A 26,192-nucleotide genomic window follows, 5' to 3' on the forward strand; every position below is an offset into this window, starting at 1 on the left:
TGCCCTCCGGGCCGGGCGGGGCGGCCGAGCGGGTCGCGGGGTCACCGCGGCGAGCTGTCGGACGACGGCGTCACCGACGCGCCGGCCGACACCTGGTGGACGTCACGCACGATCAGGCCGAGGTCGGCGATCAGCGCGATCATGCCGGTCAGCGCCGACGCGTCCACGATGGCGCAGGTCAGCACGGTCCCGGCCTCCTGGTGCCGTGCTGTGACCGCGGCGTAGTCCGCCAGCCGGGCCGGGTCGAGCCGGCCGTCGACCCGGATCTCGTAGATCATGGCGCCCGCCTCGGCCCGCTGTGCCATCTCCCGTTCCCCTTCTCTCGCTGCAGACCTGCTGGATCGGCCCCGTCCGGGACCGGCGGGAGGACCTCAGCGCCTGCGGAGCTCCTGGCCGTGCATCGTGAGGGCGAAGATGATGACGACGTCCATCGCGATCATGATGGTGCTCCACACCGGGTAGGCCGCGATGAACGCGAAGTTGGCGACCGCGCTGACGATCGCCAGCAGGACCCCGACGACCCGGGCCCACATCTGGCCGGCCAGCAGGCCGACGCCCGCCAGGAGCACGACGGTCCCACCGATCAGGTGCACCCAGCCCCACGCGCTGTAGTCCAGCTGAAGGGTGAGCCCGCTGGGACCGACGAGGAAGTACTCGTCGTTGAACAACGCGACCACACCCTGGATGGCGTGGAAGATCCCGAGCATGATCATCAGGGTCCCGGCGAAGACCACCCAGCCCGCCCATCCCGTGGCCTCGGGGGTCTGGGTGAACTGGCCCGGGACGTACGGGCCGGGCGAACCGTAGGCGGCGGTCGAGCTGGTGTCGGTCATGTCGGCTCCTCGGTGCGCGCGCGGGGGCGGTCCCCTCCAGGGTGGGCCCCGGAGAGGCGGGCGGCCTCCTCCCGAACGGGTGAGCGCCGCACCCGCGCGCAGCGCCGACCCCGCCGGCGCCCCGTCCCGCGCTCACCCGAAGAGGGTGAGTACTTCGCAGGGAGGCACGGACGAGGATGTGTGCCTGGAGCCCGGCCGGAGGAGTATCCATGAGCACCCCGCCACGCGACGTCGACGCCACGCTGTTCGGCAACCGCTTTGCGATCGAAGAGGTCCCGACCAGCGAGTTTCCCCAGGACGGCATGTCCGCCGTCGACGCGATGCGGCTGGTCGGGGAGGATCTGGCGCTGGAGGGCGACCCCGCACGCAACCTGGCGACCTTCGTGACCACCTGGATGGAGCCCGAGGCTCAACGGGTGATCGCCCAGAACCTGCACCGGAACTTCATCGACCACGCGGAGTATCCCCGGACCGCGGAGATCGAGCAGCGGTGCATCCGTATGCTCGCCGACCTCTTCCACGCGCCCGGCGAGACGACCGGCGCGCGCACGCAGGGGTCCTCCGAGGCGATCATGCTCGGCGCGCTCTCCCTGAAGTGGGGCTGGCGCAAACGCCGCGAGGCGGCGCGGGCGTCGACGTCGAACCCGAACCTCGTCTTCGGCGGCGACGTCCACGTGGTCTGGGAGAAGTTCTGCCGGTACTTCGACGTCGAGCCGAGGATCGTCCCGTTGACGCCGGGCAAGTACACCATCGGCCCGGACGACGTCGCCCCGCACGTCGACGAGAACACGATCGGGGTCGCCGCCGTCCTGGGCACGACGTTCACCGGGCACAAGGACGACGTCGTGGGTATCAACGACCTGCTGGTGCATCTCAAGGAGACGCGAGGTCTCGACGTCCCGTTGCACGTCGACGCCGCGAGCGGGGGCTTCGTCTGGCCGTTCCTCTACCCCGACTCCCCCTGGGACTTCCGCCTCGAGCAGGTGCGGTCCATCAACGTGTCGGGCCACAAGTTCGGGCTCGTCTATCCCGGCATCGGCTGGCTGATCTTCCGCGAGCGGGCCGACCTCGCTCCGGAGCTCGTGTTCGAGGAGAACTACCTCGGCAAGACCGACGCCACCTTCACCCTGAACTTCTCCACCGGCTCCGCGATGGTCCTGGCGCAGTACTACAACCTGGTGCGCTACGGGCGCGCCGGATACACCTACATCATGCGCAACATGCAGCTCAACGCACGCGCGCTGGCGGAGAAGCTGCAGGCCATCGGCCGGTTCGAGCTGATCGGGGCCGGCGAGGAGCAGCTGCCTCTCGTCGCCTTCCGGCTCGCGGACCAGGGGCAGCCCTACGACGAGTTCGACATCGCCTGGCAGCTGTCCGCCGAACGCGGCTGGATGGTCCCGGCGTACACCCTGCCCCCCGACGCGCAGGACGTGACGATCATGCGAGCGCTCGTGAAACAGACCCTCAGCCGGGAGCACGTCGACACGCTCGCCCGGGACATCGAGGAGGCGTGCGCGACCCTGGACAAGAAGGGGGGCGTGCACGAGTCGGAACGCCGCCGGATCGTCACGGGCAGCGGCCACTGACGGTCGCGGGTGCCGCAGACGTCCTACACCGGCCCTCGCAGGTCGACGCCCCCGTGGTCGGGCTCCGGGTCGCGACTCCCCCGCCTGTGGAGGGCGACCGCCACGCCCCGGCCCGGCCCGGCCCGGCCCATGACACCACCCCAGCGGCGGGCCTGCCCGCGCAGCAGACCACCTGCGGCGGGCCCCGGGATGCGACAAGGCCCCCTGCTCAGCGTGCTCGCTGGTCAAGGGGCCTTGCTTACGGGTGGGCGATACTGGGTTCGAACCAGTGACCTCTTCGGTGTGAACGAAGCGCGCTACCACTGCGCCAATCGCCCGGTGCGTGGACGATATTAGCCACAGATCGGGCGGCGGACCAAACCGGCGCCGCGGGCACTCACGGGTCGAGGCGCTCGCGGCAGTTCCGCTCGAAGAGCTCGCGCGCCGCACGGGTCACGTCCCCCACCTCGACGCCGACGCCGTCCAGCCAGACGACGGGCTGCACGTTGCGCCCCGACGACGTGAGCGCGAGCTGCGCGCGACCCTCAGACACCTCGTCGAGCACCGTGAAGGACAGCTCACCCTCCTTCGCCTCGCGCACGGGCAGCCCTTCCTCCGCCGCCCACTCGAGCGTGAGGGCGCGGGTGATGCCGGCAAGGCAGCCGGAGTCGAGGGTCGGGGTGACCAGCTCGCCGTCGCGCTCGACGAACACGTTGGACCCCGTGCCCTCGCACAGGTCGCCGACGGTGTTGGGCAGGATCGACTCGTCTCCGCCCTTCCCCACGGCGTCCGCGAGGGCCACCACGTTCTCGGCGTACGACGTCGTCTTGAGGCCCGCGACGGCGGACCGTTCGTTGCGCGGCCACGGCGAGCGCGCCGACCGCGACGTGGGCGCCATGGCCGACTGCTGCGCGGCCACGACGACGGTCTGCGGCGCGTCGACGCGGCCGGAGCCGAGCGGGCCGACACCGGCCGTGACGGTGATGCGGAGCCGGCCGTCGAACGCGCCGTCGAGGCGCACGGCCTCGGCGAGCGCGGCCGCGACGCCGTCGCGCACCTTCTGCTCGTCGGGGGCTGCGAGGCCGAGCCCGGTGGCCGAGCGCGCGAGGCGCCGCAGGTGCCGCGTGAGCGCGAACGCCCGACCGTCGAAGACCGTGCACGTCTCGAAGACGCCGTCGCCGACCGTGATGCCGTGGTCGACGGCGCTCAGCGCGGCCTCCCCCTGCCCGACGAGGCGGCCCTCCGCCCAGATCACCAGACTCATGGGGCCAGTGTGCCCGACATCACGCCCGGACGGCGTCGCCCGGGGCGTTCGAGTTCACCCCTGGTTCACCCCGGTCGCTCGTAGCGGGGGCACTGCGCCCGTCTCACCATCAGAGAACGGGTCGCGACAGCGCGGCCCCTGCACGATCGAGGTGATCGGCATGAGACAGGTGTTTCGTGTGCTCGCGTACGTCGTCGCCGCGGGCGTCGTCGTCCAGGCGGCCGTGATCGTCTACGCGGTGGCGGGCATGGGCCTCTACATCGACGACGGCGGCGTCCTCGACCAGGCGGCGATGGAGCAGGTGTTCGCCGGCGAGGAGGTCTTCCCGGAGCAGTCCGGCATGCTGCTGCACGGGACGAACGGGATGATGGTGATCCCCGTCGTCGCCCTCCTGACGTTCGTCGCCTCGTTCTTCGCGGGCGTGCGCGGCGCCTGGCGCTGGGGCCTCGCGATCCTGCTGCTGGTGGCGCTCCAGGCCACGCTGGGCATCGCGGGGCACAGCGTCCCGTTCCTGGGCGGCCTGCACGGGGTCAACGCGCTGCTGCTGTTCGGCGTCTCGCTGTACACGGGCTGGCGCGTGGCGGCGCGCGGCCGGGCCGATCGCGGCGCACCTGCCGTCGCGTCCCCGGGCCTGGCAGCCGACGGCGTCACGCCCTGACCTCGGCGCACCATGACGGCCGACCGTTCACCGGTCCTGCGGCGCGTCGTCGCCGGCCTGGCGGCGGCGGCCGTCCTGGTCCCGCTCCTGCTGCTCTGGCAGACCAGCAGGACGCCCGGCCGGTTCTCCGTCTCGGAGGCGGGCGCGTTCGAGCGGGGCAGCGGGCCGCGCGTCACGACGCTCGAGGGGCACGCGGGCCACGGCGGCGGGCCCGCGGCCGCCGCCACGAGCGTCGACGCCCTGGTGGCCCCGCCCGGCCCTGCCGACGTGGCGCTCACCCTCACGGCACGCGCCGAGCGCGTCGAGCTCGCTCCCGGCGTCGCGACCGACGCGTACACGGTGAACGGGACCACCCCCGGCCCGACGCTGCGCGCCGCGCAGGGCGACGTGGTCGAGGTGAGGTTCGTCAACGAGAGCGTGGCGGGCGGCGCCACGCTGCACTGGCACGGGATCGACGTGCCGAACGCTGCGGACGGCGTCGCGGGCGTGACGCAGGACGCCGTGCCGGCCGGCGGGTCGCACACGTACCGGTTCGTCGTCGCCGACGCAGGCACCTTCTGGTACCACTCGCACCAGGTCTCGCACGAGCAGGTGCGCAAGGGGCTGCTCGGGGCGGTGGTCGTGTCCCCGCGGCGGGACGCCCGACCGGTCGGCGGGCCGGAGGTCGCGAGGCTGCTGGACGACGCCGTCGACGTCCCGGCGCTGGTGCACCGGTACGGGGCGCGGCGCACGGTGCAGGGGGCGACCGGGGACCTGCCGGTCGACGTCCCGCCGGGGACGGCGGCGCGCGTCCGGGTGATCAACACCGACAACGGCGTCCTGCCGGTCTGGGTGGGCGGGGCTGCGTTCCGCCTCCTCGCCGTCGACGGCACCGACGTGCACGGCCCGCCCGAGGTGCGCGACCGCGCCGTGGTGGTCCCGGCCGGCGGGCGCGCGGACCTGCTCGTCGTGGCGCCGGCGGACGGCTCGGCGGCGCGCGTCGAGCTGGGCGGCGCCTCCGCCGTCGTCGTCGGGCCCGACGGCGCGGCGTCCTCGGCGACGGCCCGCCCGACGGCGACCCTCGACCTGCTCACCTACGGGACGCCGGCGCCGCTCGGCCTGGACCCGGGCGCGGCCGACCGCTCGTTCGACTACGTCATCGGCCGGGCGCCCGGGTTCCTCGACGGCAAGCCGGGCATGCACTGGACGGTGAACGGGCACACCTACCCGGACGTCCCGATGTTCGAGGTGGCGGAGGGCGACGTCGTGCGCATGCGGATCGACAACCGCAGCGGCGCCCCGCACCCGATGCACCTGCACGGCCACCACGTCGTGGTGCTGTCCCGCGACGGCGTGGCCGCGAGCGGCAGCCCGTGGTGGACGGACTCGCTCGAGGTGGCCGACGGCGAGGTCTACGAGGTCGCGTTCCTCGCGGACAACCCGGGGATCTGGATGGACCACTGCCACAACCTGCCGCACGCCACCGAGGGCCTCGTGGCGCACCTCATGTACGCGGGTGTCACGACGCCGTACCTGCTGGGGCACGACAGCGGCAACGTCCCGGAGTGACAGGCGCCGGGGTGGTGCTCAGCGGCGCAGCACCAGGTGCGTCACCTCCGGCGTGACGCGCGCGGACACGATGCGCAGGTCGTGCGTCCCGACGCCCTGGAACAGGCGCACCCCCTCGACGTCGAGCACCACGGGCGCGACGTGCAGCCGCAGCTCGTCGATGAGGTCCGCGGCGAGGAACTGGTTGACGGTCGTCGCCCCGCCGGCCACGGACACGGTCCGGTCGCCGGCCGCCTCGCGCGCCCGGGCGAGGGCCTCCTGCGGCCCGCCGGTCACGAAGTGGAACGTCGTGCCGCCCTGCATCTCGATCGGGTCGCGCTCGTGGTGCGTCAGGACGAAGACCGGCGCGTGGTACGGCGGGTCCTCTCCCCACCAGCCTCGCCACGAGAGGTCCCAGTCCCCGCGGCCGGGGCTGAACATGTTGCGGCCCATGACGAACGCGCCCGCCGCGGTGATCGCGTCGAGCTCCGACCGGTGGTCGTCGGGGTTGTCGAACATCCACGCGTGCATGATCCGTTCGCCGTCGCCGACGCCGTCGCCGAACGGCTGGTCGAGGGACTGGTTCACCCCCGCGGAGATGCCGTCGAGGGAGATGCCGAGGTCGCACGTCACCTGTGTCATGCACGGGGAGACGGCGCCGGGCACGGAGACTCATCGGTGCGGCGACTCACCGCTCCGACGTCGCGAGACCCACCAGCCGGTCCGCCTTGAGCTCCGTCTCGTCCCACTCCCGACCGGGGTCGCTCCCCCACGTGATCCCGGCGCCGGTGCCGAACCGCAGGACGCCGCCGTCGCCCTCGTCCTCCCACCAGAAGGTGCGGATCCCGACGGCGAGCTCGGCACGCCCGGCGTCGCCGTCGACCCAGCCGACGGCCCCGCAGTAGGGCCCGCGGGCCGTCGGCTCGAGCTCGGCGATCAGCCGCAGCGCGGACGACTTGGGCGCCCCGGAGACCGACCCCGGCGGGAACGTGGCCTCGAGCGCCCGCGCCCAGAGCCCGGGGCCGGCGGCGAGCAGCTCTCCGCGCACGCGGGACACGAGGTGGACGAGCCCGGGGTGCTCCTCGACGGAGAGCAGGTCGGTCACGTCGACGGTGCCGGGGCGGCAGACGCGCTGCAGGTCGTTGCGCACGAGGTCGGTGATCATCACGTTCTCGGCGCGGTCCTTGGCGGTGAGGCCGGACGGCGTGCGCGCCGTGCCCTTGATCGGGCCCGAGGCGAGCGACGCCGTCCCGCCGGGGGCGGCCTCGAGCGAGAGGTAGAGCTCCGGCGACGCGCTCACGACCCACACGGGGTCGAGCCCGGTCGCGGCGGGCACGTGCACCGCGGCCGCGTAGGGGGCGGGGTTGCCGGCCGCCAGCCGGGCGGCGAGCGCGGCGGCGTCGGGCTCGACGACGGCGCCGGCGTCCGTCGCGGCCAACGGCGCGGACAGGACCCGGCACACGTTGACCTGGTAGACGTCGCCGCGCCGCACCCGGTCCCGGACCGTGGCGACGGCGCGCACGTACGTGTCGCGGTCGAGCGAGCTGGTCCAGGACGACGGCGCCGGGCCGTGCCAGGGCCCGGGGTCGCTCTGCGTCGCCGGCGCGGGGCCGACGTCGGCGAACCGCCACGCGCGGGCCCGGCCGCCCGGCCGCGTCGCGCCGTCGCGACCCAGGTCGGCCTCGAAGTCGGCGACGACGAACCACAGCCCCGAGTCGAGCCGTTCCGGCTGCTCGGAGAGGTCGACGCACTCGACGGCGCGCGACGCACGGCGGCCGGCGAACGCGGCCCAGGAGGTCGGCTCGTGCACACGAGCACGCTAGCGGGTCCCGCGCGGAGCTCCGGGCGGGGGCGATTGGACGGACCGCCAGGGGTCCACTAATGTTTGGGGCGCGCCAGAACGGCGGGCACCGCAGGGTGTCCTGGTCCTGGTCGTGCGGATGTGGCTCAGTTGGTAGAGCATCACCTTGCCAAGGTGAGGGTCGCGGGTTCGAGTCCCGTCATCCGCTCGGAGGCCCACTCTCTGATCGACTCACGTCGAGCGTCGAGAGAGCACGTCTCAAGGTGGGTTGGCCGAGAGGCGAGGCAGCGGCCTGCAAAGCCGTATACACGGGTTCGAATCCCGTACCCACCTCGCAGCACGGGCGATTGGCGCAGCGGTAGCGCGCTTCCCTGACACGGAAGAGGTCACTGGTTCGATCCCAGTATCGCCCACCAGCATCACGAAGCCCCGACCGGGATCCGGTCGGGGCTTCGTCGTTCCCGGAACACGGGCCAGCCTCTCCGACGTGCCCATCGGCGTGCCCACCGACGCGCCACCGAGGGCCGGAGCCGTGGCAGCGTCGCAGGTCACACGGCCGCGATTGGACCAGCGCGCCGAAGGTCGAGTAATGTTCCTCAGGCGCCGGGAGGCCAGGACAGTGATCCTGAACGACCCGGTCGCGCGGATGTGGCTCAGTTGGTAGAGCATCACCTTGCCAAGGTGAGGGTCGCGGGTTCGAGTCCCGTCATCCGCTCCGAGCTCTGCATTTCCCTCGCGGGAAGCGCAGCAGCCGTACGGGCGATTGGCGCAGCGGTAGCGCGCTTCCCTGACACGGAAGAGGTCACTGGTTCGATCCCAGTATCGCCCACCAGAACGAGGCCGTCCCGGTTCGCCCGGGGCGGCCTTTCGCATACCCGCCCTCGGGCCCCTCTCTCCGCAGGGTGTCGCCCTCGTCACCCCCGCGGCGTAGCGTCGAGAGCATGTGCCGCAACATCACGACCCTGCGGGGGCTCGAGCCGCCCGCCACCGACGAGGAGATCCGGGCCGCCGCGGAGCAGTTCGTCCGCAAGGTGACGGGCGTCCAGCGCTCGGCGAGCGCCGCCACCCGCGAGCCGTGCGAGCAGGCGACCGCGGAGATCGCGGAGATCGTCACCCGCCTGCTCGGCGAGCTCCCCGAGCGACGCCAGCCCCCGAAGACCGTGCCCCCGCTGCGCCGCGAGGAGGTGCAGGCGCGCATCGCCGCACGCCAGGCCGCGCGCGAGGAGCACGAGCGGATGCACGAGCTCGGGATCGCGCACACCCACTAGGTAGGCTCGCCCGCGTGGATCAGCCCCTCCCCGCCCCCGTCGACGTGCCGCCGACCGCACCCGACCCCGTCTCCGCGACGATGCACCGCGCCAAGGCGCACGCCCGGGCGTCGCACGTCACGGTGGGGCAGGTCCGGCACGGCCACGGCGGCGCCGTGGAGATCGACTGCTCCTGCGGGATGGTCCTCACCAACGGGCCGGACTGGTCCCTCGACGAGCACATCAGGCTGCACCGCGCCGAGGCGCGCTACGTCGCGCTGAGCCGTGTCGCCCCCGCCGGGATGCCGCGGCTGGTCCCCGTCGGCGCGGACCGCCTGCCCCGCTGACGCCAGGCGCCCTCGGGGTCACGTCGACGCTCGGGGTCAGAGCTCGTCCGGGTCGTCCCAGGAGACTCCGCTCGAGGCGCCTTCGATGGGGCCGAGCTCCGCCGCGGAAAGGGACGCAGGCGCCTTCGCCGCGTCTCCCCCGGACCTGGCGTCCCGGTCGCGATCGCCCAGCGGGCGCCGCCGGGGTGCCAGCCTGGCCTGCGAGGCGATCGACTCGTCCAACCTGTCCACCGGCACCGTGGGTCGGGTGCCTGTGCCATCCGTGCTCATGGCCAAGGTCTAGCAGCAGGCGGTGTGCCGCGCTCGCGCTTGGCACACTATTTAACGCGGACAGCTCGGCAGGATCTCCGCCTGCACGCGCGCCGGACGCCGGCCGGACGAGCGCTGCGCGCCACCTTCGCCCGCGACATCCGGCACCTGGACCCGGAGCCGCGAAGGTTGCCTCCGGTCGCTAGAGTGTCCGCCGTGACCGCTGCCGATGCAGGCCTTGCCGACAGGGCGGCACCCGGAACCCCTCCCCCGCTCCCCGGGACGCGGGAGCGCTGGCCGGGGCCCCGGCCGCTGGTGTGGGCGCCGCGGGCCCACACGGTCGAGGTCGTGCTTCCGGCGTCCGGCTCCCGGCTCCCCCTGCGCCTCGTCGGCGCCCACGAGCCCGGGTACTGGCGCGCGGACGCCGAGCTCACGCCCGGCACCGACTACCTCTTCTCCGTCGACGGGGGACCGCCGGTCCCGGATCCTTGCAGCGCCTGGCTGCCGCGCGGCCTGCACGGCCCCTCGCGGGTGCTGGACCAGGAGTTCTGCTGGACCGACGGCGCCTGGCGGGGCGTGGACCTCGACACCGGCGCGCTGCTGCGCGTCGACCTGCCCACGTTCACCGCCGCCGGCACCCTCGACGCGGCCGCCGACCTCCTGGAGGACGTCGCGGCGACCGGTGTCCTGGGCGTCGAGCTCTCCCCCGTCGCCGCGCACGACCCCGACCGCGGCCCGGCCGCCGGCGTGCGCCTGTTCGCCGTGCACGAGCCGCTCGGCGGCCCCCGCGCGCTCCACCGGTTCGTGGACCGCGCGCACCGGTGCGGGCTCGCCGTCGTCCTGGACGCGCCCCACCGGTGGGCCGTCGCCGACGACCTCGGCCTGCACGCCTTCGGTCCCTACGCCACCGGTTCGCGGATCGGTCCCCGCACCGGCGCGCGGCCGGGCCCGCCGGGTTCCGACAGCCCGCGGATCAACCTCGACGGCAGCGGGAGCCGCGGCCCGCGCGACTTCCTCGTGGCCGACGCCGAGCGCTGGCTGCGCGACTTCCACGTGGACGGCCTGCTGCTCGACGTCGAGGCGCTCGTGGACCGCTCGGCGGTGCCGTTCCTCGGAGAGCTCGCCGAGGACGTGCACCACCTCGGCGAGCAGCTCGGCCGCCGGCTCCACCTCCTCGTCGACGGGCCGGGGCGCAGCGACCGGCTCACCACCGTCGTGCACGACATCCTCGCCGCGCCGGGCGACGCCGACGCCGTCCAGGACCTGCGTCGGCTCGCGCACGAGGTGTTCCCCCCGACGACGGCACCGTGGCGTCCGCCCAGCCTGCGACGGGCGCACCGCGCCGCGCAGCGGGCCTCCGCGGTGCTCGTGCGCGACCTCACGCGGCTGCCCGCCGCGAACCGCTCCGTCCCGTGGACGCCCGACGCGGGCGAGCCCTCCCTGGAGGCCTCGGGCTCGACCGACGACGACCGGGCGTGCCTGCTGACGTTCGCGATCCTCGCCGGGACGCCGCCGGTGCTCGACACCGAGCACCTCCCCGTCCCCGCCAGGGACGAGCGGGCACGGCGTCTCGTCGACTGGACCAGGACGCTGTTGTCCCTGCGCCCCGCCGCGTCGGCGGACCGAGACCTTCCGGTGGACGTGCGGACCGAGGGGACGACGCTCCTCGGCCGCCGCGGGCGCACCGCCGTCGCGCTGGTCACCGGCACGGAGCCGGCGGACGTCGACGTCTCCTCCCTGCCGGCCGGCACGGAGGTCCTGGCCGCCTGGGACCCCGAGGGGACGACGCTCGCGGACGGCGTCCTGCGGATCCCGCCGCGCGCCCCGGCCGTGCTGCACGCCGGCCCGGTCGAGCCGTAGCGGCCACGGCTCGCCGCGGGCGGTCCGTCGCCGAGCCGTCCCGGCGTCGTCAGCGGTCGTCAGGGGGCCGTCACGCCGTCGTCAGCGGTCGTCAGGGGGCCGTCACGCCGTCAGGCGCCGACCCTCCTCCGCCAGGGCGCCGAGGCGCGAGAGCGCCCGGAAGTACTTCTTGCGGTAGCCCCCGCGCAGCATCTCGTCGGAGAACAGGTGCTGCGCGCCGTCGCCGGCGAGGAGCACGGGGACGTCGCGGTCGTAGAGGCGGTCGACGAGGACCACGAGACGCAGGGCCACCTCCTGCCGCTGCACGGGGCGCACGCCGGTGAGCGCCACGAGCTCCACGCCGTCGAGGAGGGCGCCGTAGCGGCTCGGGTGCACGGTCGCGAGGTGGGCGAGCAGCCCGTCGAACTCGTCGAGGACCGCGCCGGGGTGGTCGGCCGCCGCGCGCGCGACGACGTCGGCCGCGAGCGGGGACGCCTCGGTCACGACCGCGCGGTGCCGGTAGTCCTCGCCGTCGACGCGCAGCACCTCGAAGCGGGAGGAGAGCGCCTGGATCTCGCGCAGGAAGTCCTCGGCCGCGAAGCGGCCCTCGCCCAGCGCCTCGGGCAGGGTGTTCGACGTCGCGGCGAGGGCGACGTCGCGGTCCGCGAGCTCGCGGAGCAGCCGGGACATCAGCACGGTGTCACCCGGGTCGTCCAGCTCGAACTCGTCGATGCAGACCAGGCGGCGCGTGGCGAGCGCCTCGACCGTGGGGAGGAAGCCCAGGGCGCCCACGAGGTTCGTGTACTCGACGAACGTGCCGTACGCGACCGACCCCTCGCCGAGGGTCGCGGCGACCTCGTGCGCGAGCGAGGTGAGCAGGTGGGTCTTGCCGACGCCGAAGCCGCCGTCCATGTAGACCGCGGGCACCGCGCGACGCCGGCCGAACAGCGCCTTCAGCCCGGAGGACCGGGGCGCCACGATCTCGCGCGCGACCTCCTGCAGGCGGGCGGGCACCGTCGTCTGGCTCGGGTGGGCGGGGTCGGCCCGGTAGGTGGAGAAGCGCGCCTCGGCGAAGTGGCGCGGAGGCACGAGGTCGGCGAGCAGCCGGCCCGGGGAGACGGTCGGGCGCACGGCTGACAGGGACGGCACCGCGCCGCCCCGGGCGGGGGGCGTCGCGACTGCGTCCGCGCCCGTGTCCTGGTCCCGGTCCTCGTCCTGCGTGAGCGTCACGACCGTCAAGGCTACGCCGCGTCAGTACGCTGACCGCTGTGAGATCTGCCACCACGCCCCTCGACCTGCTCGTCCCGGCACCCGAGCATCTCCCGGCCGACCCCGCCGAGACCCGGCTGGCCGCGCTGTACGACGAGGGCACCGGGTCGGGCGCCCGGCTGCGGGCCAACTTCGTCAGCACGGTCGACGGCGGCGCGTGGGGCCCGGACCACCTGTCCGGCTCGATCAACGACGACGCCGACTGGCGCGTGTTCCGCGTCCTGCGCGCCGCGGCCGACGTCGTGCTGGTGGGGGCGGGCACGGCCCGGCACGAGGGCTACACGGCGCTCGAGCGGCCCGAGAGCCTGCGCGCCGCCGGCGACCGTCCCCTGGAGCTCGCGCTCGTCAGCCGCTCCGGCCGCGTGCCGCAGCAGCTCGCCGACGGCGACCGGCCGCCGCTGGTCCTCACCGGCGAGGCCGGCGCGCGGACCGCGAGCCGGATGGTCCCCGCCGCCCGGGTGCTCACGGTGGCGTCGGCGCACGACCCCGACGAGGTGGACCTGCGCGCCGGCCTCGCCGCTCTCGCCGACCGGGGGCTGCGTCGCGTGCTGTGCGAGGGCGGGCCGACCCTGCTGGCCGCCCTGCTCGCGGACGACCTGGTCGACGAGCTGTGCGTGACCACGAGCCCGTGCCTCGTCGGGCCGGGACCCTCCCGCATCGTCGCCGCCTCACCCGCCGGGGCCCCCGGCGAGGCCCCTGCGCCGGCCGGGATCCCGGCGACGCCGCCCACGCCCGCCCGCCTTGCGCACCTGCTGCACGCGCCGAGCACGGGCACGCTCGTCGCGCGCTGGCTGCTGCGCTGAGCGATCCCGGGAACGGCGGCGGAGAGGCACGCGTCACGTCCCGGCCCCCGGCAGGCGCCTGGCCTCGCATCCGCGGCCCCGGGTGGCTACGGTGCTGGCATGCCGACGACCGTCGTCCTCACCGAGGACGCCCTCACCGACGCCGACGTGGCGCACATCCTGTCCCTGCACGACGAGCAGGCCGAGCGCTATCGCGTGCTCGTCCCCTCGGACACCGACCGCAACGTGGTCGCCGCGATCATCGACCACCTGTGGGTGGGCGAGCTGCGCGAGGCCGGGCAGGACCTGGTGGGCAAGGAGCCCACGCCCGAGCAGGCGAAGGTGACCGCCGCAGAGCGCCTCGAGCGGTCCCTCGCGGCGCTGCGGGCCGCCGGTGCAGCCGCCGAGGGCACGGTCACCGAGGAGGACCCGCTGCCCGCCCTGAGCGCCGCCGTCGCCGCCCAGGGCGGCCCGGACTCCGTGCAGGACGTCGTCGTGGTGACCTACCCGCACGTGGTCGCCGACACGTTCCGCTCCGACTGGGCGTCGCGCGCGCGCGAGCACCTGCAGGTCCCCGTGCTGCACCTGTACGCCGGGACCAGCGAGATCGGCGACTGAGGCCGGTCCCTTCCGCCCCTGACACGCACGAGGGCCCCGTCCGGCGGACGGGGCCCTCGTGCGTGCCGTGCGGCGTGCGGAGCGTCAGCGCACGCGGTGCCCGGCACCCGTGATCGTCGCGCGCACCAGCTCGTCCATGGAGTCGAGGAAGGGCTCCTCGTCGAGCAGGTCGTGGTCGACCGCCGCGACGGACAGCTCCGTGCACCCGAGCACGACGACCGACGCGCCGCGCTCCACGAGCCGGGCCGCCACGCCGCGCAGCGCGTCGGGGTCCGCCGGCCGGCCGGCCTTGACCTGGTCGTAGATCACCGCGTTGACGACGGCCTGGTCCGCCGCGTCCGGGACGACGACGTCGATCCCGTGGGCGGCGAACGCGTCGTCGTACACCTTCGACGCGACCGTGCCCGCCGTGGCCAGCAGGCCGACGCGCCGCAGGCCGGGCACCCGCTCGCGCGCCGCCGCGACCGTCACGTCGATGATCGAGACGAACGGCACCGTCACCGCGTCGAGCACCTGCTGGGTGAAGTAGTGCGCGGTGTTGCACGGCATGACGAGGAACTGCACGCCGAAGTCCTGCAGGCGCCGGGCGTCCCGCGCGAGCACGGGGCCCGGGTCGGCGGGCGACCGCCCGAGCACGAAGTCCGTGCGGTCCGGGATGGTCGCGTGGTTGAGCACGACGAGGTCCACGTGGTCCTGGTCCCGCTCGGCGTCGGTGCGCTGCACCACCCGCTGCAGGAAGTAGGCGGTGGCCAACGGGCCGACGCCGCCGATCACGCCGACGGGGCGGTCGTCGACCGCCCCGTCGGCGTCGTGCCCGGCCTCCGGTGTCACGCGCCCTCCCGGGTGCCCTGCCGTGCGGCCGGGCCGGTCCAGGCGAGGGCCCGCGACTGCGCCACCGGGTAGTGCCGGGCGTACTTGCGGAACTGGTTGAGCTGCGCCACCAGCAGGTACGCGACCCGACGGGGGTCCCACTCCTTGCGGTACCAGAGCGGGTTGGACGCACGGCGCGTCAGCTGCAGGCGCCGCGTCCTGGAGCGGATCGTGGGGTCCGCGACGTAGCGCCGCAGCAGGGCGCCCGGCAGCACCGTGTACAGGTGCTCCGTGGTGACCTCGCCGTCGCCGGAGAGCGGGACGTCGGGCCCGAGCGCGGCGCGCGGGTCGGGGTCGAGCCCGCGCAGGTGCTCGTGCACGTAGAACTTCACCGGGTTGGCGCCCGTCGACGTGACGTAGTAGTTCGAGCGGCCCAGGCGCGGGTTGAGCTCGAAGAACACGTACCGGCCGTCGCGCGGGTCGTACTTGAGGTCGAAGTTCGCGACGCCGGTCCAGCCGACGTGCTCGAGCAGGCGGCGCGCCTGCTCCACGACCTCGGGCTGGGTGCCCGTGACGATCGCGGCCGGGTTGCCGAGAGCACCGGGGGCGTGCTCCTCGAGCAGGACATGCCCGAAGGAGGAGAACCGCACCTTGCCCTGCGCGTCGCTGTAGCAGGTGAGGATCCGCATGCCGGAGTCGTCGCCCGGGATGTAGTCCTGCACCACGAACGAGCCGACGTACCCGGCGTCCTTCACGCGCCCGAGCAGGTCGAGCAGCTCGGCGCGGGTGTCCACGAGGAAGACCTTCTTCTTCCCCGCGAACTCGACGTCGTGGTACGCCGCGGTGCTGGCCGCCTTCGCGATCACGGGGAACGTGAGCCCGCTCGTGTCCGGCTCGCTGCCCGACGCGACGTCGTGCACGACCGTCGTCGGGTGCGCGAGGCCGAGCTCGGCGCACAGGGCCCCGAACTCCTCCTTGTCGGTGAGCCGCAGCAGCAGCTCCTCGCCCACGTAGGGCACCAGGTAGCGGTCCTCGAGGCGGTCGCGGTGCTGCACGAGCATCCGCACGAGCCAGTCGGCCGAGCCCACGACCACCAGGTCGGCGTCGGCGTGCTCGTCCGCGATGCGGCGCAGGCGTGCCACGATCGCCTCGGGGTCGTCGATCCGCGGCTCCGCCACGTGCGTGAGGATGCGCGAGTGCCGCACCAGGCCCGTCGACGCGCCGGACACCACCACGGAGCGCACGCCGTACGCCTCGTGGAACGCCCGGGCCAGGCTGTACGCGCCGATGTCGCCGCCCAGGACGACGGGCTGCAGCCGCCGCTGCGGGGTCTGCGTCACGATGCCTCCTTGGCGCCGGTGGTCGACGACGTGCCGGCCGCGCTGTCGGCCGCGCTGTTGGCCGCGTAGTTCCGGCGCAGCGCGTCGGCCGGGTAGAACTGCCGGTACTTGCGCACGTGGTTGAGCATCGCCGTGAGCACGTACAGCCGACGCCGCGGCGACGCGTCGGCCTTGTAGCGCAGCGGGTGCACGGTGCGCCCGGAACGCTGCAGCCGCACGACGCGGGCGCGCAGCTCGGGGTCCAGCACGTACGAGCGCAGCAGCCGCTTCGGCACGACGGCGTACAGGACCTCCCGGTCCGCCGTCACCGGCTCGCGCCGCACGCCGCGCACGACGTCGTCCACCAGGGCCTCGGTCGGGTTCTGCCCGCCCGCGGTGAGGTAGTAGTTGTTCCGACCGATGCGCGGGTTCTGCTCGAAGAACTTGAACACGCCGTCGCGCGGGTCGAGCTTGACGTCGAAGTTCGCGAACCCGCGCCAGCCGGTGTGCTCGAGGATCCGCTGGGCGGCGTCGAGGATCTCGTCGATCGGCTCGACGATCATCGCCGACGGGTTGCCCCGCGCGGCCGGCGTGCGCTCCTCGAGGAGCACCTGCGCCGAGGAGCGCAGCGTGACCCTCCCGCTCGAGTCGGCGTACGCCGTGACCGACCGCATCCGCGTGTCGTCACCCGGGATGTTCTCCTGCACCAGGAAGCGCCCGCGGAAGCCGGCCTCGCGCAGCGAGATCATCAGCCGGTCCAGCTCGGCCGGCGTCGCGATCTCGTAGATCTTCTTCTTCCCGGCGAACTGCACGTCGTGGTAGTCGGCGCTGCTCGCGGGCTTGGCGATGACCGGGAAGTCGAAGCCGACGGGCAGCGGCTCCCAGCCGGGCTCGGCCGCCCGGGCGAAGTCCTGGATCACCGTGGCCGGCGTCGGGATCCCGAGCTCCGCGCACACCTCCTGGAACTCCGCCTTGTCGGAGATCCGGTCGATGAGCGCGGCGTCCGCGAACGGGACGACGTAACCGGCGGCCTCGAGCTCCGTGCGGTGGTGCACGAGCACGCGCACCACCCAGTCCATGTTGGTGAGGAGCACGAGGGTGCGGCCGGGGGCCGACATCCGGCCCGCGACGTCCTGGAGCGCCGCGACGATCTGCTCGGGCGCGGTGCCGGACAGCTCGGTGTCGATGATCTGCGAGTGCGCGATCGGGCCCGGCTCGGCGAAGGCGACGACGGTGGTGCGCACGCCGTAGCGCTCGTGGAACGAGCGGGCGAGGGCGTACACACCGATGTCCGAGCCGACGATGACGGGCTGGAACCCGGGGCCGGCGTCGGTGCTGGTGGTGCTCACGGGTGCGCTCATGCCTCCTGCTCGGAGCGGTCGGCCGACCACTCGGTGTGGAAGGTGCCCTCGCGGTCGGTGCGGCGGTAGGTGTGCGCGCCGAAAAAGTCGCGCTGCGCCTGGATGAGCGCGGCGGGCAGCCGCTCGGCGCGCACGCCGTCGTAGTAGGCGAGGGACGAGGAGAACGCGGGGGTCGGGACGCCGTTGAGGGCGGCCTGCGACACCACCCGACGCCAGGCGGCGAGGCCGTTCCCCACGGCGTTCGTGAAGTACTCGTCCGCGAGCAGCAGCGGCAGCGCGGCGTCGCGCTCGTACGCCTCGGTGATGCGGTTGAGGAAGCGGGCGCGGATGATGCAGCCGCCGCGCCAGATGCGGGCCATGGCACCGCGGTCGATGTCCCAGCCGTACTCGGCGGAGGCGGCGGCGATCTGGTCGAAGCCCTGGCTGTACGCGACGACCTTCGACGCGTACAGCGCGAGGCGCACGTCCTCGATGAAGGCGTCGCGGTCCGCGATCTCCCAGGTCCCGGCATCGGCGGGCAGCGCGGCGCGGCCGGCCTCGCGCTGCGGCACGGAGCCGGACAGCGCGCGGGCAAACGTCGCCTCGGCGATGCCGGTGATCGGCACGCCGAGGTCGAGGCCGTTCTGCACCGTCCAGCGGCCGGTGCCCTTCTGCTCGGCCTGGTCGAGCACGACGTCGACGAACGCGCTGCCGGTGGCCGCGTCGACGTGCTGCAGCACGTCGGCGGTGATCTCGATGAGGAACGACTCGAGGTCGCCGGTGTTCCACTCGGCGAAGATCTGCCCGATCTCGGCCGCGGACGCGCCCAGCCCCTGCTTGAGCAGGTCGTAGGCCTCGGCGATGAGCTGCATGTCGGCGTACTCGATGCCGTTGTGCACCATCTTGACGAAGTGCCCGGCGCCGTCGGGGCCGACGTAGGTGCAGCACGGCGTGCCGTCGACCTTGGCCGAGATGTCCTCGAGGATCGGGCCCAGGCTCGCGTACGACTCGCGGGTGCCGCCCGGCATGATCGACGGGCCGTTGAGCGCACCCTCCTCGCCGCCGGAGACGCCGGTGCCCACGAAGTGCAGGCCCTTCGCGCTGAGGTCCTTCTCGCGGCGGATGGTGTCGGGGAAGTGCGCGTTGCCGGCGTCGACGACGATGTCGCCCTCCTCCAGCAGCGGCACGAGCTCGTCGATGACGGCGTCGGTCGCGGCGCCCGCCTTGACCATGATGACGACCTTGCGGGGCCGCTCCAGGGAGGCGACGAAGTCGGCCATCGACTCGGACGGGACGAAGTCGCCCTCGTGCCCGGCGTCGGCGATCAGCGACTGCGTCTTGGCGTACGACCGGTTGTGCACCGCCACCGTGTAGCCGTGCCGCGCGAAGTTGCGGGCGAGGTTGCGGCCCATCACCGCAAGGCCGGTCACGCCGATCTGGGCACGAGCTGTCATCGTTTCCCTGCTTCCGTCGGTTCTCGGTTCGGGTCGGGCGGCCGGGTGGCGGCGACTGGCGCACGCTCCCCCGCCCGGGAGCCGGGACCAGCGTAGTCGTCGCGGCGGCCGAGGTGTACGGACCATCACGATCCGGACACGACCGGCCCCCCGGTGCGTCGTTTCACCCGACCGACCGCACCGCGCCGTACGGTGGCTGGCGTGACCGGCGATCGCACGGGTGACTCGAAGCGGGATCCGCAGCAGGCTCCCAGGCAGCAGGTGCCCGCCCCGTTCGCGGCCGCGCTGGCGTCCCTGCGCGAGCGGCGGCTGCGCGGCGAGGTGCACCTGGCGGAGATCCCCGGCCCCACGCGCGTGGCCCCGTTCTCGGTGGCCCTCGAGGGCGAGGTCGCCGAGCCCGGGGGCGAGGAGGTCGCCACGGGCCGGTTGGTCGTCCTGCACGACCCTGAGGGGCAGGAGACCTGGCAGGGCACGTTCCGGGTCGTCACGCTGGTGCGCGCCACCCTCGAGCCCGAGTTCGCTGCCGATCCCCTGCTGGCCGACGTCGCGTGGACCTGGGTGACGGAGTCGCTCGACGCCGCGGGCGTGGACGCCCTCGCGGTCGGCGGCACCGTGACGCGCGTCCTCTCCCAGAGCTTCGGCGCGCTGGGCGCCACGCCCGACGCCGTGGACCTCGAGATCCGCGCGTCCTGGACGCCCACCGACACCGACCTCGGGGTGCACCTCGCCGTGTGGGGAGACCTCATGGCGACGGCCGGCGGCCTGCCCCCGCTGCCCGACGGCGTCGCCTCGCTCGCCGCACGCTCGGGCGGTCGCGGGCACCCACGCCCCGGGTCCCGACCGCATACCGTGGGGCCATGAGCTCAGCAGTCCCCCCGACCGCCACCGACGTCGTCCCGCTCACCGAGCCGGCGGACGGCGTCGGGCGCGTCGTCGACACCCCGGCCGCCCTCGACCGCGTGGTCGAGCGGTTCGCGGCCGGCACCGGCCCCGTCGCCGCCGACGCGGAGCGCGCCTCGGGCTACCGCTACGGTCAGGCCACCTACCTGGTCCAGCTGCGGCGCGAAGGCGCCGGCACGGCGCTCCTCGACCCGGTCGCGCTGCCCGACCTGTCGGCGATCGGCGACGCCGTGGGTGACGCCGAGTGGGTGCTGCACGCTGCCTCCCAGGACCTGCCGGGCCTGGCCGAGCACGGGCTGCGGCCGGCGCGCGTCTTCGACACCGAGCTCGCCGCCCGGCTGCTGGGCCTGGAGCGCGTGGGGCTCGCCGCCGTGGTCGCCGAGCTGCTCGGACTGGGCCTGGCGAAAGAGCACTCGGCCGTCGACTGGTCCACGCGGCCGCTGCCCGAGGACTGGCTGCGCTACGCCGCGCTCGACGTCGAGGTGCTGGTGGACCTGCGCGACCGCCTGGCGGAACGGCTGGACGCGGACGGCAAGGCGGAGTGGGCGGCCCAGGAGTTCGAGGCCGAGCGCACCGCGCCCCCGCCGGCACCGCGCGTCGACCCGTGGCGGCGCACGTCCGGCACGCACACGTTGCGCGACCGTCGCCAGCTGGCCGTGGTCCGCAGCCTCTGGCTGGCGCGCGACGCGAGCGCGCGCGCCCGCGACGTCTCCCCCGGCCGGGTGCTGCCGGACCGCGCCATCGTGGCCGCCGCCCGCGCGCTGCCGCGCACGGTGCCGCAGCTCACCGCCCTGCCGGAGTTCGCCGGGAAGGCCACGCGCCGCCGCGCGCCCGCCTGGCAGCGCGCGATCGACGAGGCCCTCGCCCTGCCCGACGACCGGCTGCCGAGCCAGCGCGGCCCGCGCACCGACGGGCCGCCCCAGCCGCGCACCTGGGCCGACCGAGACCCCGTCGCAGCCCGGCGTCTCACGACGGCCCGCGACCTTCTCGCCACGATGTCCGGCGACCTGCACGTGCCCGTGGAGAACCTGCTGCAGCCGGACGCCCTGCGCCGCCTGTGCTGGACGCCGCCGGACCCGGCCCGCTCGGCAGAGATCGCGGAGTTCCTCCGGGGCCGCGGAGCCCGGCCGTGGCAGATCGAGCTGGTCGCGACCCCCCTCGAGGACGCCTTCTCCACCGTCTCCTGACCCCCGACCTGTCAGGACCACACGCAGGTATTGGTACTCCTGGCCTGACAACTCGTGTGAGACGGGGTCTCAGAGTGGTCTATCCTGGTTCCCGGTACTCGCGGTAGCGTGTACCTCGGCGCCGGCCCTACGGGTCGTCGCCCGAGAGCGGCGTCGCTCGTCGGACGCCGAAGTCCCGACCCCCCGCCTGCGGATGGAGCTTCCATGACCACACGGAACCCGGCCCGCCGCGCGCTGCGCGACGTCGTCTTCGTCGAGGGCGTGCGCACGCCGTTCGGCAAGGCCCGGCCCGACGGCCTGTACGCCGAGACCCGAGCCGACGACCTGGTCGTCAAGGCCGTCCGCGAGCTGCTGCGCCGCCACCCCGAGCTGCCGGGCGAGCGCGTGGACGAGGTGGCCATCGCCGCCACCACCCAGCAGGGCGACCAGGGCCTGACCCTCGGCCGCACCGTGGGGATGCTCGCCGGCCTCCCCCAGACCGTCCCGGGCTTCGCCATCGACCGGATGTGCGCGGGCGCGATGACGGCCGTCACGACGACCGCCGCCGGCATCGCGACCGGCAGCGCCGACGTCGTGATCGCGGGCGGCGTGGAGCACATGGGCCGCCACCCGATGGGCTTCGACGCCGACCCGAACCCGCGCTTCCTGTCCGAGAAGCTCGTGGACCCCGAGTCGCTCAACATGGGCGTCACGGCGGAGAACCTGCACGACAAGTTCCCGCACCTCACCAAGGAGCGCGCGGACGCCTACGCCGTCAACAGCCAGGCCAAGTACGCCAAGGCGCTCGCCAACGGCGACGTCGGCCCGGAGCTCGTCCCGGTCGCCGTCCGCTCCGCCGAGCAGGGCTGGGGCCTGGCCACCGCCGACGAGCTCCCCCGCCCCGGCACCACCGTCGAGGGCATCGCGAACCTCAAGACGCCGTTCCGCCCGGGCGGCCGCGTCACCGCGGGCAACGCGTCCCCGCTGACCGACGGGGCCACCGCCGCGCTGCTCGCCTCGGGCGACACCGCCGCCGAGCTGGGCCTGCCCGTCGCGATGCGCCTGGTCTCGTCCGCGTTCGCCGGCGTCGACCCGTCGATCATGGGCTACGGCCCGGTCCCCGCCACCGACCGGGCGCTCGCCCAGGCCGGGCTGACCATCGACGACATCGGCCTGTTCGAGATCAACGAGGCGTTCGCCGTGCAGGTGCTGAGCTTCCTCGACCACTACGGCATCGCCGACGACGACGAGCGCGTCAACCCGTACGGCGGCGCCATCGCCATGGGCCACCCGCTGGCCAGCTCGGGCGTGCGCCTCATGACGCAGCTCGCGCACCAGTTCGCGCAGCACCCCGAGGTCCGGTACGGCATCACCACCATGTGCGTGGGCCTGGGCCAGGGCGGCACCGTGATCTGGGAGAACCCGCACCACGCCGACTACTCCGGCCACACCACCGCGACGACCGCGACGGACGAGGAGAACTGACCACGATGCCCTCGAACACGACCGAGAACACCTCCGGCGTCCGCGCCGAGCGCGTCACGCACTCCCTCGTCCGGGACGTCGAGCTCCCGGGCGGCGCGGGCACCCTCGCGCTCGTCACGCTGGACAACGGCCTCGACCACACCAAGCCCAACACCCTGGGCCCCGAGGGCATGGCCGAGCTCACCGCGGCGCTGACCGCGCTGCAGGAGCGCGCGGGCCGCGGGGAGATCGCCGCCGTCGCCGTCACCGGCAAGCCGTACTTCCTCGCCGCGGGCGCCGACCTGCTGCAGGTCTCCACCGTCACCTCGCACGAGCAGGCGCTCGAGCTGGGCCGGTCCGGCCACGCCGCCTACGAGCTGCTGCACACGATGGGTGTGCCCACGTTCGCGTTCGTCAACGGGCTGGCGCTCGGCGGCGGCCTCGAGGTCGCGCTCAACTGCGACTACCGCACGGTGTCGGCCGACGCCCCCGCGCTCGGTCTGCCCGAGACCGGCCTCGGCCTCATCCCGGGCTGGGGCGGCGCCTACCTCGTGCCGCGCCTCGTGGGCATCGAGAAGGCCGTCGACGTCATCCTCACGCGCCCCGCGACGCAGAAGCCGTTCAAGGCGGCCGAGGCCGCGCAGATCGGCCTGGTGGACCAGCTCCTCGAGCCTGCCGACTTCCTCGAGCAGTCGATCCTGTGGGCGTCGCGGGTGCTGCGCGGCGACGTCGAGGTTCCCCGCCGCGAGCTCGACCCGCAGCCGGTGTGGGACGCCGTCGTCGCGGCCACGCGCCAGCGGCTCGACGCCGTCGTCGCGGGCTCTCGCCCGGCGCCGTACCGCGCCCTGGACCTGCTCGCGGCGGCCCGCACGGCCACCCGCGCGGAGGCCTTCGCGGCCGAGGACCGGGCGCTGGCCGACCTCATCATGTCCGACGAGATGCGCGCCAGCGTCTACGCGTTCCAGCTCGTCTCGGGCGGCAAGAAGCCCGTCGGCGCCCCGGACAAGAGCCTCGCCCGACCGGTCACCCGGGTCGGCATCGTCGGCGCCGGCCTCATGGCCGCGCAGATCGCCCTGCTCGTCGCGCAGCGCCTCGGCGTGCCCGTCGTCATGCGCGACCTGGACCAGGAGCGGGTCGACAAGGGCCTCGGCTTCGTCCGGTCCACGGTCGAGAAGCTCGTCGGCCGCGGACGGATGGCGCCCGAGGCCGCCGCGCGCATCGTCGCGAGCGTGCACGGCACCACCGACATCGACGAGTTCGCCACCTGCGACGTGGTGGTCGAGGCCGTGACCGAGGTCATGGGCCTCAAGAAGAAGGTCTTCGCCGAGCTCGAGGGCATCGTCCGCGAGGACACGATCCTCGCGACGAACACCAGCGCGCTGTCGGTCACCGAGATGGCGGCCGACCTCCAGCACCCCGAGCGGGTCGTGGGCATCCACTTCTTCAACCCCGTGGCCCAGATGCCGCTGGTCGAGGTCGTCAAGGCCGAGCGGACCTCCGACGAGGCGCTGGCCACGGCGTTCGCCATCACGAAGAAGCTGCGCAAGACGGCGGTGCTCGTGGCCGACCGGCCCGGCTTCGTCGTCAACCGGCTGCTCGTGCTCGTCATGGGCAAGGTCGTCGAGGCCATCGAGAACGGCACGTCCGTCGAGGTGGCCGACACCGCGCTGGCGCCGCTGGGCTTCCCGATGCCGACCTTCGAGCTCTTCGACCTCGTCGGCCCGGCCGTCGGCCTGCACGTGCTCACCTCGCTGCGCGAGGACCTGGGCGACCGGTTCCCGACCTCCCCCGGCCTGGAGAAGCTCGTCGCCGACGGCACGCGCGTCGTGCTCGACCGTCCGGCCCCCGGGCTGCCCAAGCCGGTCGACCCGGCGATCCAGGCCGTCTTCGGCGAGGTGCTCCCGGCAGGCGAGCAGGGCCGGCACGGCACCCCGGTGCTCGACGCCGCGGGCGTGCTGGACTCCGTGCTCACGGCGCTGACGGTCGAGATCGGCCACATGCTCGACGAGGGCGTGGTCGCCGGGCCGCAGCAGATCGACCTGTGCATGATCCTCGGCGCCGGGTGGGGCTTCCACACCGGCGGCATCACGCCGTACCTCGACCGCGCCGGGTACTCGGTGAAGGTCCTGGGCCGCCGGATCCTGCCCGACGGCGCCGCGAACGTCCCCGAGGCCGTCGCCTGACACGCCCTCCTCGGAGACCCGAGCCCCACGGCTCAGGACGCTCCGGTGGCCCGGTCCCTCGTCGGGACCGGGCCACCGGAGCGTGCCTCGACCCGCAGACCTGCGCCGTGGACTACGACGAGGCCGGGCCTCGGACCGCGCGCCGGACCGCCTCGACCGTCCTCGCGACGTCGTCCTCGTCCGTGGACCAGTTGCTCACCGAGACCCGCAGGACGTCCTGGCCGCGCCACCGGGAGCCGGAGATCCATGTCTCGCCGTCGGCGAGGAGCCGCACGCCGGCCGCCCGCGTCAGGGCGTCGTCGTCCAGCGCGAGGCACACCTGGGTGTAGACGACGTCGTTGACCACCTGCACGCCGTCGATGCGCGCCACGCCCTCGGCGATCGCCCGGGCGCGATCCGCCAGCCCTCCGACGAGCCCGGCCAACCCCTCCCGCCCGAGGGAACGCAGCGCGGCCCAGGTGGGCACGCCGCGGGCACGCCGCGAGAGCTCGGGCGCCTTGTCGTAGGGGTTGCCGGGGCCGGGCGCGTCCACGAGGTACGCCGTGTGCACGCCGAACGCGGCGCGCACGGAGGCAGGGTCAGCCACGACGGCGACGCCGCAGTCGTAGGGCACGTTCAGGGTCTTGTGCGCGTCGGTCGCCCAGGAGTCCGCGCCCTCGATCCCACGCACGAGGTGAGCGAGGCCGGGTGTCGCGGCCGCCCAGAGGCCGAACGCGCCGTCGACGTGCACCCAGGCGCCGTGGTCGTGCGCGAGCGGGATCGCCTCCGCGAAGGGGTCGAAGGACCCGGAGTGCACGTTCCCGGCCTGCAGGGCCACGATCGTCGGCGTCCCGGGCGCCCCCTCGGCGAGCGCGGCGGCGAGGGAGTCCGTGCGCAGCCGGCCCTGGTCGTCGGCCGCCACCTCCGTCGGGGCGCCGAGCCCGAGGTAGCGCAGCGCGAGATCGACGGAGTCGTGGCGCTCGGCACCGACCAGCACGCGCACCGGAGGGCCGCCCGTCAGGCCCCGCTCGTGGACGTCCCACCCCGCGCGGGCGAGCACCGCACCGCGCGCGGCGGCCAGCCCGGTGAGGTTCGCCGTCGTCGCGCCGGTCACGAAGCCCACGTCGGAGCCCGCGGGCAGGCCGAGCGCGTCGAGCACCCACCGTCCCGCCTCCTCCTCGACCGCGACGACGCCCGGCGTGGAGAACCGCATCCCCGCGTTCTGGTCCCAGGCGCTCACGAGCCAGTCGGCGCCCAGCGCCGCGGGCAGGGTGCCGCCCATGACCCAGCCGAAGAACCGGCCCGACCCGATCGCCATCAGGCCGGGCTCGACCCGGGCGGCGAGCTCGTCGACCACGCCCGCCGGCGCGAGCCCCTGACCGGGCAGCGGCCCGGGCAACGTCCGCCCGACGGCGTCCGCGTCGGCGCGCGGCGGGACGGGCCGCTCCCCCACGTCGTCGAGCCAGGCGCGCGCGTGGTGCACGGCGCGGTCGAGCGCGCCGTCGAAGTCCTTGCCTCTGACCGTCATCCGGGTGCTCCTTCGCGACCGGCCTCGGTGCCGCCGCCAGGATACCGAGG

General features: G+C 74.3%; 23 protein-coding genes and 6 tRNA genes. 17 read left to right on the forward strand and 12 right to left on the reverse strand.

Annotation, left to right across the window (positions count from 1 at the left end; genetic code table 11):
* Positions 1–41 precede the first annotated feature (41 nt).
* Together ACQP6G_RS07725 and ACQP6G_RS07730 are read right to left on the reverse strand one after the other, a co-directional pair.
* Positions 42–305 (reverse strand): hypothetical protein, encoded by a 264-nt coding sequence (locus tag ACQP6G_RS07725; RefSeq protein WP_429763693.1) that lies wholly within the window; start codon positions 303–305, stop codon positions 42–44.
* A 66-nt stretch (positions 306–371) separates the two neighbouring features.
* Positions 372–833, reverse strand: a complete 462-nt coding sequence (locus ACQP6G_RS07730) for a DUF7144 family membrane protein (RefSeq protein ID WP_429763694.1) — start codon at positions 831–833, stop codon at positions 372–374.
* A gap of 209 nt (positions 834–1,042) precedes the next feature.
* Here ACQP6G_RS07730 and gad point away from each other — a divergent pair, with 209 nt between their 5' ends.
* Positions 1,043–2,419, forward strand: a complete 1,377-nt coding sequence (gene gad / locus ACQP6G_RS07735; RefSeq protein WP_429763695.1) for a glutamate decarboxylase — start codon at positions 1,043–1,045, stop codon at positions 2,417–2,419.
* Between the two features lie 245 nt (positions 2,420–2,664).
* Here gad and ACQP6G_RS07740 read toward each other — a convergent pair.
* A tRNA-Val gene (locus tag ACQP6G_RS07740) sits at positions 2,665–2,736 on the reverse strand.
* A 59-nt stretch (positions 2,737–2,795) separates the two neighbouring features.
* The gene (locus tag ACQP6G_RS07745; protein ID WP_429763696.1) at positions 2,796–3,662 is read right to left on the reverse strand and encodes an aminotransferase class IV; all 867 of its coding nucleotides are present in this window, start codon (positions 3,660–3,662) and stop codon (positions 2,796–2,798) included.
* Between the two features lie 160 nt (positions 3,663–3,822).
* Here ACQP6G_RS07745 and ACQP6G_RS07750 point away from each other — a divergent pair, with 160 nt between their 5' ends.
* Together ACQP6G_RS07750 and ACQP6G_RS07755 are read left to right on the forward strand one after the other, a co-directional pair.
* Entirely contained in the window at positions 3,823–4,320 is a 498-nt protein-coding gene (locus ACQP6G_RS07750) for a COX15/CtaA family protein (protein ID WP_429763697.1), read from the forward strand.
* Between the two features lie 12 nt (positions 4,321–4,332).
* The gene (locus ACQP6G_RS07755; RefSeq protein ID WP_429763698.1) at positions 4,333–5,868 is read left to right on the forward strand and encodes a multicopper oxidase family protein; all 1,536 of its coding nucleotides are present in this window, start codon (positions 4,333–4,335) and stop codon (positions 5,866–5,868) included.
* An 18-nt stretch (positions 5,869–5,886) separates the two neighbouring features.
* Here the strand turns inward: ACQP6G_RS07755 and ACQP6G_RS07760 are convergent, their stop codons facing one another.
* Both ACQP6G_RS07760 and ACQP6G_RS07765 read right to left on the reverse strand, forming a co-directional pair.
* On the reverse strand, positions 5,887–6,489 hold the full coding sequence (locus ACQP6G_RS07760) for a dihydrofolate reductase family protein (protein WP_429763699.1): 603 nt from the start codon (positions 6,487–6,489) through the stop codon (positions 5,887–5,889).
* Between the two features lie 46 nt (positions 6,490–6,535).
* Positions 6,536–7,657: a chorismate-binding protein gene (locus tag ACQP6G_RS07765; protein WP_429763700.1), complete on the reverse strand. Its 1,122-nt coding sequence runs from the start codon at positions 7,655–7,657 to the stop codon at positions 6,536–6,538.
* Positions 7,658–7,783: 126 nt separating this feature from the next.
* Here ACQP6G_RS07765 and ACQP6G_RS07770 point away from each other — a divergent pair.
* The 8 genes from ACQP6G_RS07770 (at position 7,784) to ACQP6G_RS07805 (ending at position 11,351) form a co-directional block, all read left to right on the forward strand.
* A tRNA-Gly gene (locus ACQP6G_RS07770) sits at positions 7,784–7,856 on the forward strand.
* Between the two features lie 54 nt (positions 7,857–7,910).
* Positions 7,911–7,981: transfer RNA gene (locus tag ACQP6G_RS07775), tRNA-Cys, on the forward strand.
* Positions 7,982–7,989: 8 nt separating this feature from the next.
* Positions 7,990–8,064, forward strand: a tRNA-Val gene (locus ACQP6G_RS07780).
* A 226-nt stretch (positions 8,065–8,290) separates the two neighbouring features.
* A tRNA-Gly gene (locus ACQP6G_RS07785) sits at positions 8,291–8,363 on the forward strand.
* Positions 8,364–8,405: 42 nt separating this feature from the next.
* A tRNA-Val gene (locus ACQP6G_RS07790) sits at positions 8,406–8,480 on the forward strand.
* Positions 8,481–8,589: 109 nt separating this feature from the next.
* The gene (locus ACQP6G_RS07795; protein ID WP_429729700.1) at positions 8,590–8,916 is read left to right on the forward strand and encodes a DUF2277 domain-containing protein; all 327 of its coding nucleotides are present in this window, start codon (positions 8,590–8,592) and stop codon (positions 8,914–8,916) included.
* A 14-nt stretch (positions 8,917–8,930) separates the two neighbouring features.
* A complete protein-coding gene (locus ACQP6G_RS07800; protein ID WP_429763701.1) occupies positions 8,931–9,242 on the forward strand; it encodes a hypothetical protein in 312 nt (103 codons plus the stop codon).
* Positions 9,243–9,839: 597 nt separating this feature from the next.
* A complete protein-coding gene (locus ACQP6G_RS07805; protein ID WP_429763702.1) occupies positions 9,840–11,351 on the forward strand; it encodes a hypothetical protein in 1,512 nt (503 codons plus the stop codon).
* Between the two features lie 102 nt (positions 11,352–11,453).
* Here the strand turns inward: ACQP6G_RS07805 and zapE are convergent, their stop codons facing one another.
* On the reverse strand, positions 11,454–12,560 hold the full coding sequence (gene zapE / locus ACQP6G_RS07810; RefSeq protein ID WP_429763703.1) for a cell division protein ZapE: 1,107 nt from the start codon (positions 12,558–12,560) through the stop codon (positions 11,454–11,456).
* Between the two features lie 38 nt (positions 12,561–12,598).
* Between zapE and ACQP6G_RS07815 the strand changes: the two genes are divergently transcribed.
* Both ACQP6G_RS07815 and ACQP6G_RS07820 read left to right on the forward strand, forming a co-directional pair.
* A complete protein-coding gene (locus ACQP6G_RS07815; RefSeq protein ID WP_429763704.1) occupies positions 12,599–13,402 on the forward strand; it encodes a dihydrofolate reductase family protein in 804 nt (267 codons plus the stop codon).
* Between the two features lie 99 nt (positions 13,403–13,501).
* A complete protein-coding gene (locus ACQP6G_RS07820) occupies positions 13,502–13,999 on the forward strand; it encodes a hypothetical protein (protein ID WP_429763705.1) in 498 nt (165 codons plus the stop codon).
* Between the two features lie 84 nt (positions 14,000–14,083).
* Here ACQP6G_RS07820 and cuyB read toward each other — a convergent pair whose 3' ends face one another.
* The 4 genes from cuyB to gndA are packed head-to-tail and all read right to left on the reverse strand — an operon-like array spanning position 14,084 to position 18,922.
* A complete protein-coding gene (cuyB, locus tag ACQP6G_RS07825; protein WP_429763706.1) occupies positions 14,084–14,830 on the reverse strand; it encodes a cysteate racemase in 747 nt (248 codons plus the stop codon).
* Positions 14,827–16,149 (reverse strand): carboxylate--amine ligase, encoded by a 1,323-nt coding sequence (locus ACQP6G_RS07830; RefSeq protein ID WP_429763707.1) that lies wholly within the window; start codon positions 16,147–16,149, stop codon positions 14,827–14,829. Before ACQP6G_RS07830 ends, cuyB begins: the two co-directional genes overlap by 4 nt.
* Positions 16,146–17,489, reverse strand: a complete 1,344-nt coding sequence (locus ACQP6G_RS07835) for a carboxylate--amine ligase (protein ID WP_429763708.1) — start codon at positions 17,487–17,489, stop codon at positions 16,146–16,148. The genes ACQP6G_RS07830 and ACQP6G_RS07835 overlap by 4 nt, the downstream gene beginning before the upstream one ends.
* Positions 17,486–18,922 (reverse strand): NADP-dependent phosphogluconate dehydrogenase, encoded by a 1,437-nt coding sequence (gene gndA, locus ACQP6G_RS07840; RefSeq protein WP_429763709.1) that lies wholly within the window; start codon positions 18,920–18,922, stop codon positions 17,486–17,488. Before gndA ends, ACQP6G_RS07835 begins: the two co-directional genes overlap by 4 nt.
* A gap of 201 nt (positions 18,923–19,123) precedes the next feature.
* On the opposite strand from gndA, the gene ACQP6G_RS07845 reads away from it, so the two are divergent.
* The 4 genes from ACQP6G_RS07845 to ACQP6G_RS07860 all read left to right on the forward strand — a co-directional run bounded on the left by ACQP6G_RS07845 (position 19,124) and on the right by ACQP6G_RS07860 (position 24,635).
* Positions 19,124–19,783: a DUF3000 domain-containing protein gene (locus tag ACQP6G_RS07845; RefSeq protein ID WP_429763710.1), complete on the forward strand. Its 660-nt coding sequence runs from the start codon at positions 19,124–19,126 to the stop codon at positions 19,781–19,783.
* Positions 19,780–21,009: an HRDC domain-containing protein gene (locus ACQP6G_RS07850; protein ID WP_429763711.1), complete on the forward strand. Its 1,230-nt coding sequence runs from the start codon at positions 19,780–19,782 to the stop codon at positions 21,007–21,009. Before ACQP6G_RS07845 ends, ACQP6G_RS07850 begins: the two co-directional genes overlap by 4 nt.
* Positions 21,010–21,213: 204 nt before the next feature.
* Positions 21,214–22,473 carry a thiolase family protein gene (locus tag ACQP6G_RS07855; protein WP_429763712.1) on the forward strand — a complete coding sequence of 420 codons (1,260 nt, stop codon included), beginning with the start codon at positions 21,214–21,216 and terminating at the stop codon, positions 22,471–22,473.
* 5 nt (positions 22,474–22,478) lie between these two features.
* Positions 22,479–24,635: a 3-hydroxyacyl-CoA dehydrogenase NAD-binding domain-containing protein gene (locus tag ACQP6G_RS07860; RefSeq protein ID WP_429763713.1), complete on the forward strand. Its 2,157-nt coding sequence runs from the start codon at positions 22,479–22,481 to the stop codon at positions 24,633–24,635.
* A gap of 112 nt (positions 24,636–24,747) precedes the next feature.
* Here the strand turns inward: ACQP6G_RS07860 and ACQP6G_RS07865 are convergent, their stop codons facing one another.
* Complete coding sequence (locus tag ACQP6G_RS07865) at positions 24,748–26,142, reverse strand: pyridoxal phosphate-dependent decarboxylase family protein (protein WP_429763714.1); 1,395 nt, start codon at positions 26,140–26,142, stop codon at positions 24,748–24,750.
* Between the last annotated feature and the right edge of the window lie 50 nt (positions 26,143–26,192).

The organism is Isoptericola nanjingensis, from assembly GCF_050311635.1.
Classification (GTDB): Bacteria; Actinomycetota; Actinomycetes; order Actinomycetales; family Cellulomonadaceae; genus Isoptericola; species Isoptericola nanjingensis.

Coding starts and splice junctions, on each gene's coding strand:
- ACQP6G_RS07820 (WP_429763705.1), top strand. CDS start 13,502: ATGCCGACGACCGTCGTCCTCACCGAGGACGCCCTCACCGACGCCGAC.
- ACQP6G_RS07860 (WP_429763713.1), top strand. CDS start 22,479: ATGCCCTCGAACACGACCGAGAACACCTCCGGCGTCCGCGCCGAGCGC.
- ACQP6G_RS07730 (WP_429763694.1), bottom strand. CDS start 833: ATGACCGACACCAGCTCGACCGCCGCCTACGGTTCGCCCGGCCCGTAC.
- gad (WP_429763695.1), top strand. CDS start 1,043: ATGAGCACCCCGCCACGCGACGTCGACGCCACGCTGTTCGGCAACCGC.
- ACQP6G_RS07850 (WP_429763711.1), top strand. CDS start 19,780: ATGAGCTCAGCAGTCCCCCCGACCGCCACCGACGTCGTCCCGCTCACC.
- ACQP6G_RS07835 (WP_429763708.1), bottom strand. CDS start 17,489: ATGAGCGCACCCGTGAGCACCACCAGCACCGACGCCGGCCCCGGGTTC.
- gndA (WP_429763709.1), bottom strand. CDS start 18,922: ATGACAGCTCGTGCCCAGATCGGCGTGACCGGCCTTGCGGTGATGGGC.
- ACQP6G_RS07725 (WP_429763693.1), bottom strand. CDS start 305: ATGGCACAGCGGGCCGAGGCGGGCGCCATGATCTACGAGATCCGGGTC.
- ACQP6G_RS07865 (WP_429763714.1), bottom strand. CDS start 26,142: ATGACGGTCAGAGGCAAGGACTTCGACGGCGCGCTCGACCGCGCCGTG.
- ACQP6G_RS07755 (WP_429763698.1), top strand. CDS start 4,333: ATGACGGCCGACCGTTCACCGGTCCTGCGGCGCGTCGTCGCCGGCCTG.
- ACQP6G_RS07745 (WP_429763696.1), bottom strand. CDS start 3,662: ATGAGTCTGGTGATCTGGGCGGAGGGCCGCCTCGTCGGGCAGGGGGAG.
- ACQP6G_RS07795 (WP_429729700.1), top strand. CDS start 8,590: ATGTGCCGCAACATCACGACCCTGCGGGGGCTCGAGCCGCCCGCCACC.
- ACQP6G_RS07855 (WP_429763712.1), top strand. CDS start 21,214: ATGACCACACGGAACCCGGCCCGCCGCGCGCTGCGCGACGTCGTCTTC.
- ACQP6G_RS07760 (WP_429763699.1), bottom strand. CDS start 6,489: ATGACACAGGTGACGTGCGACCTCGGCATCTCCCTCGACGGCATCTCC.
- ACQP6G_RS07750 (WP_429763697.1), top strand. CDS start 3,823: ATGAGACAGGTGTTTCGTGTGCTCGCGTACGTCGTCGCCGCGGGCGTC.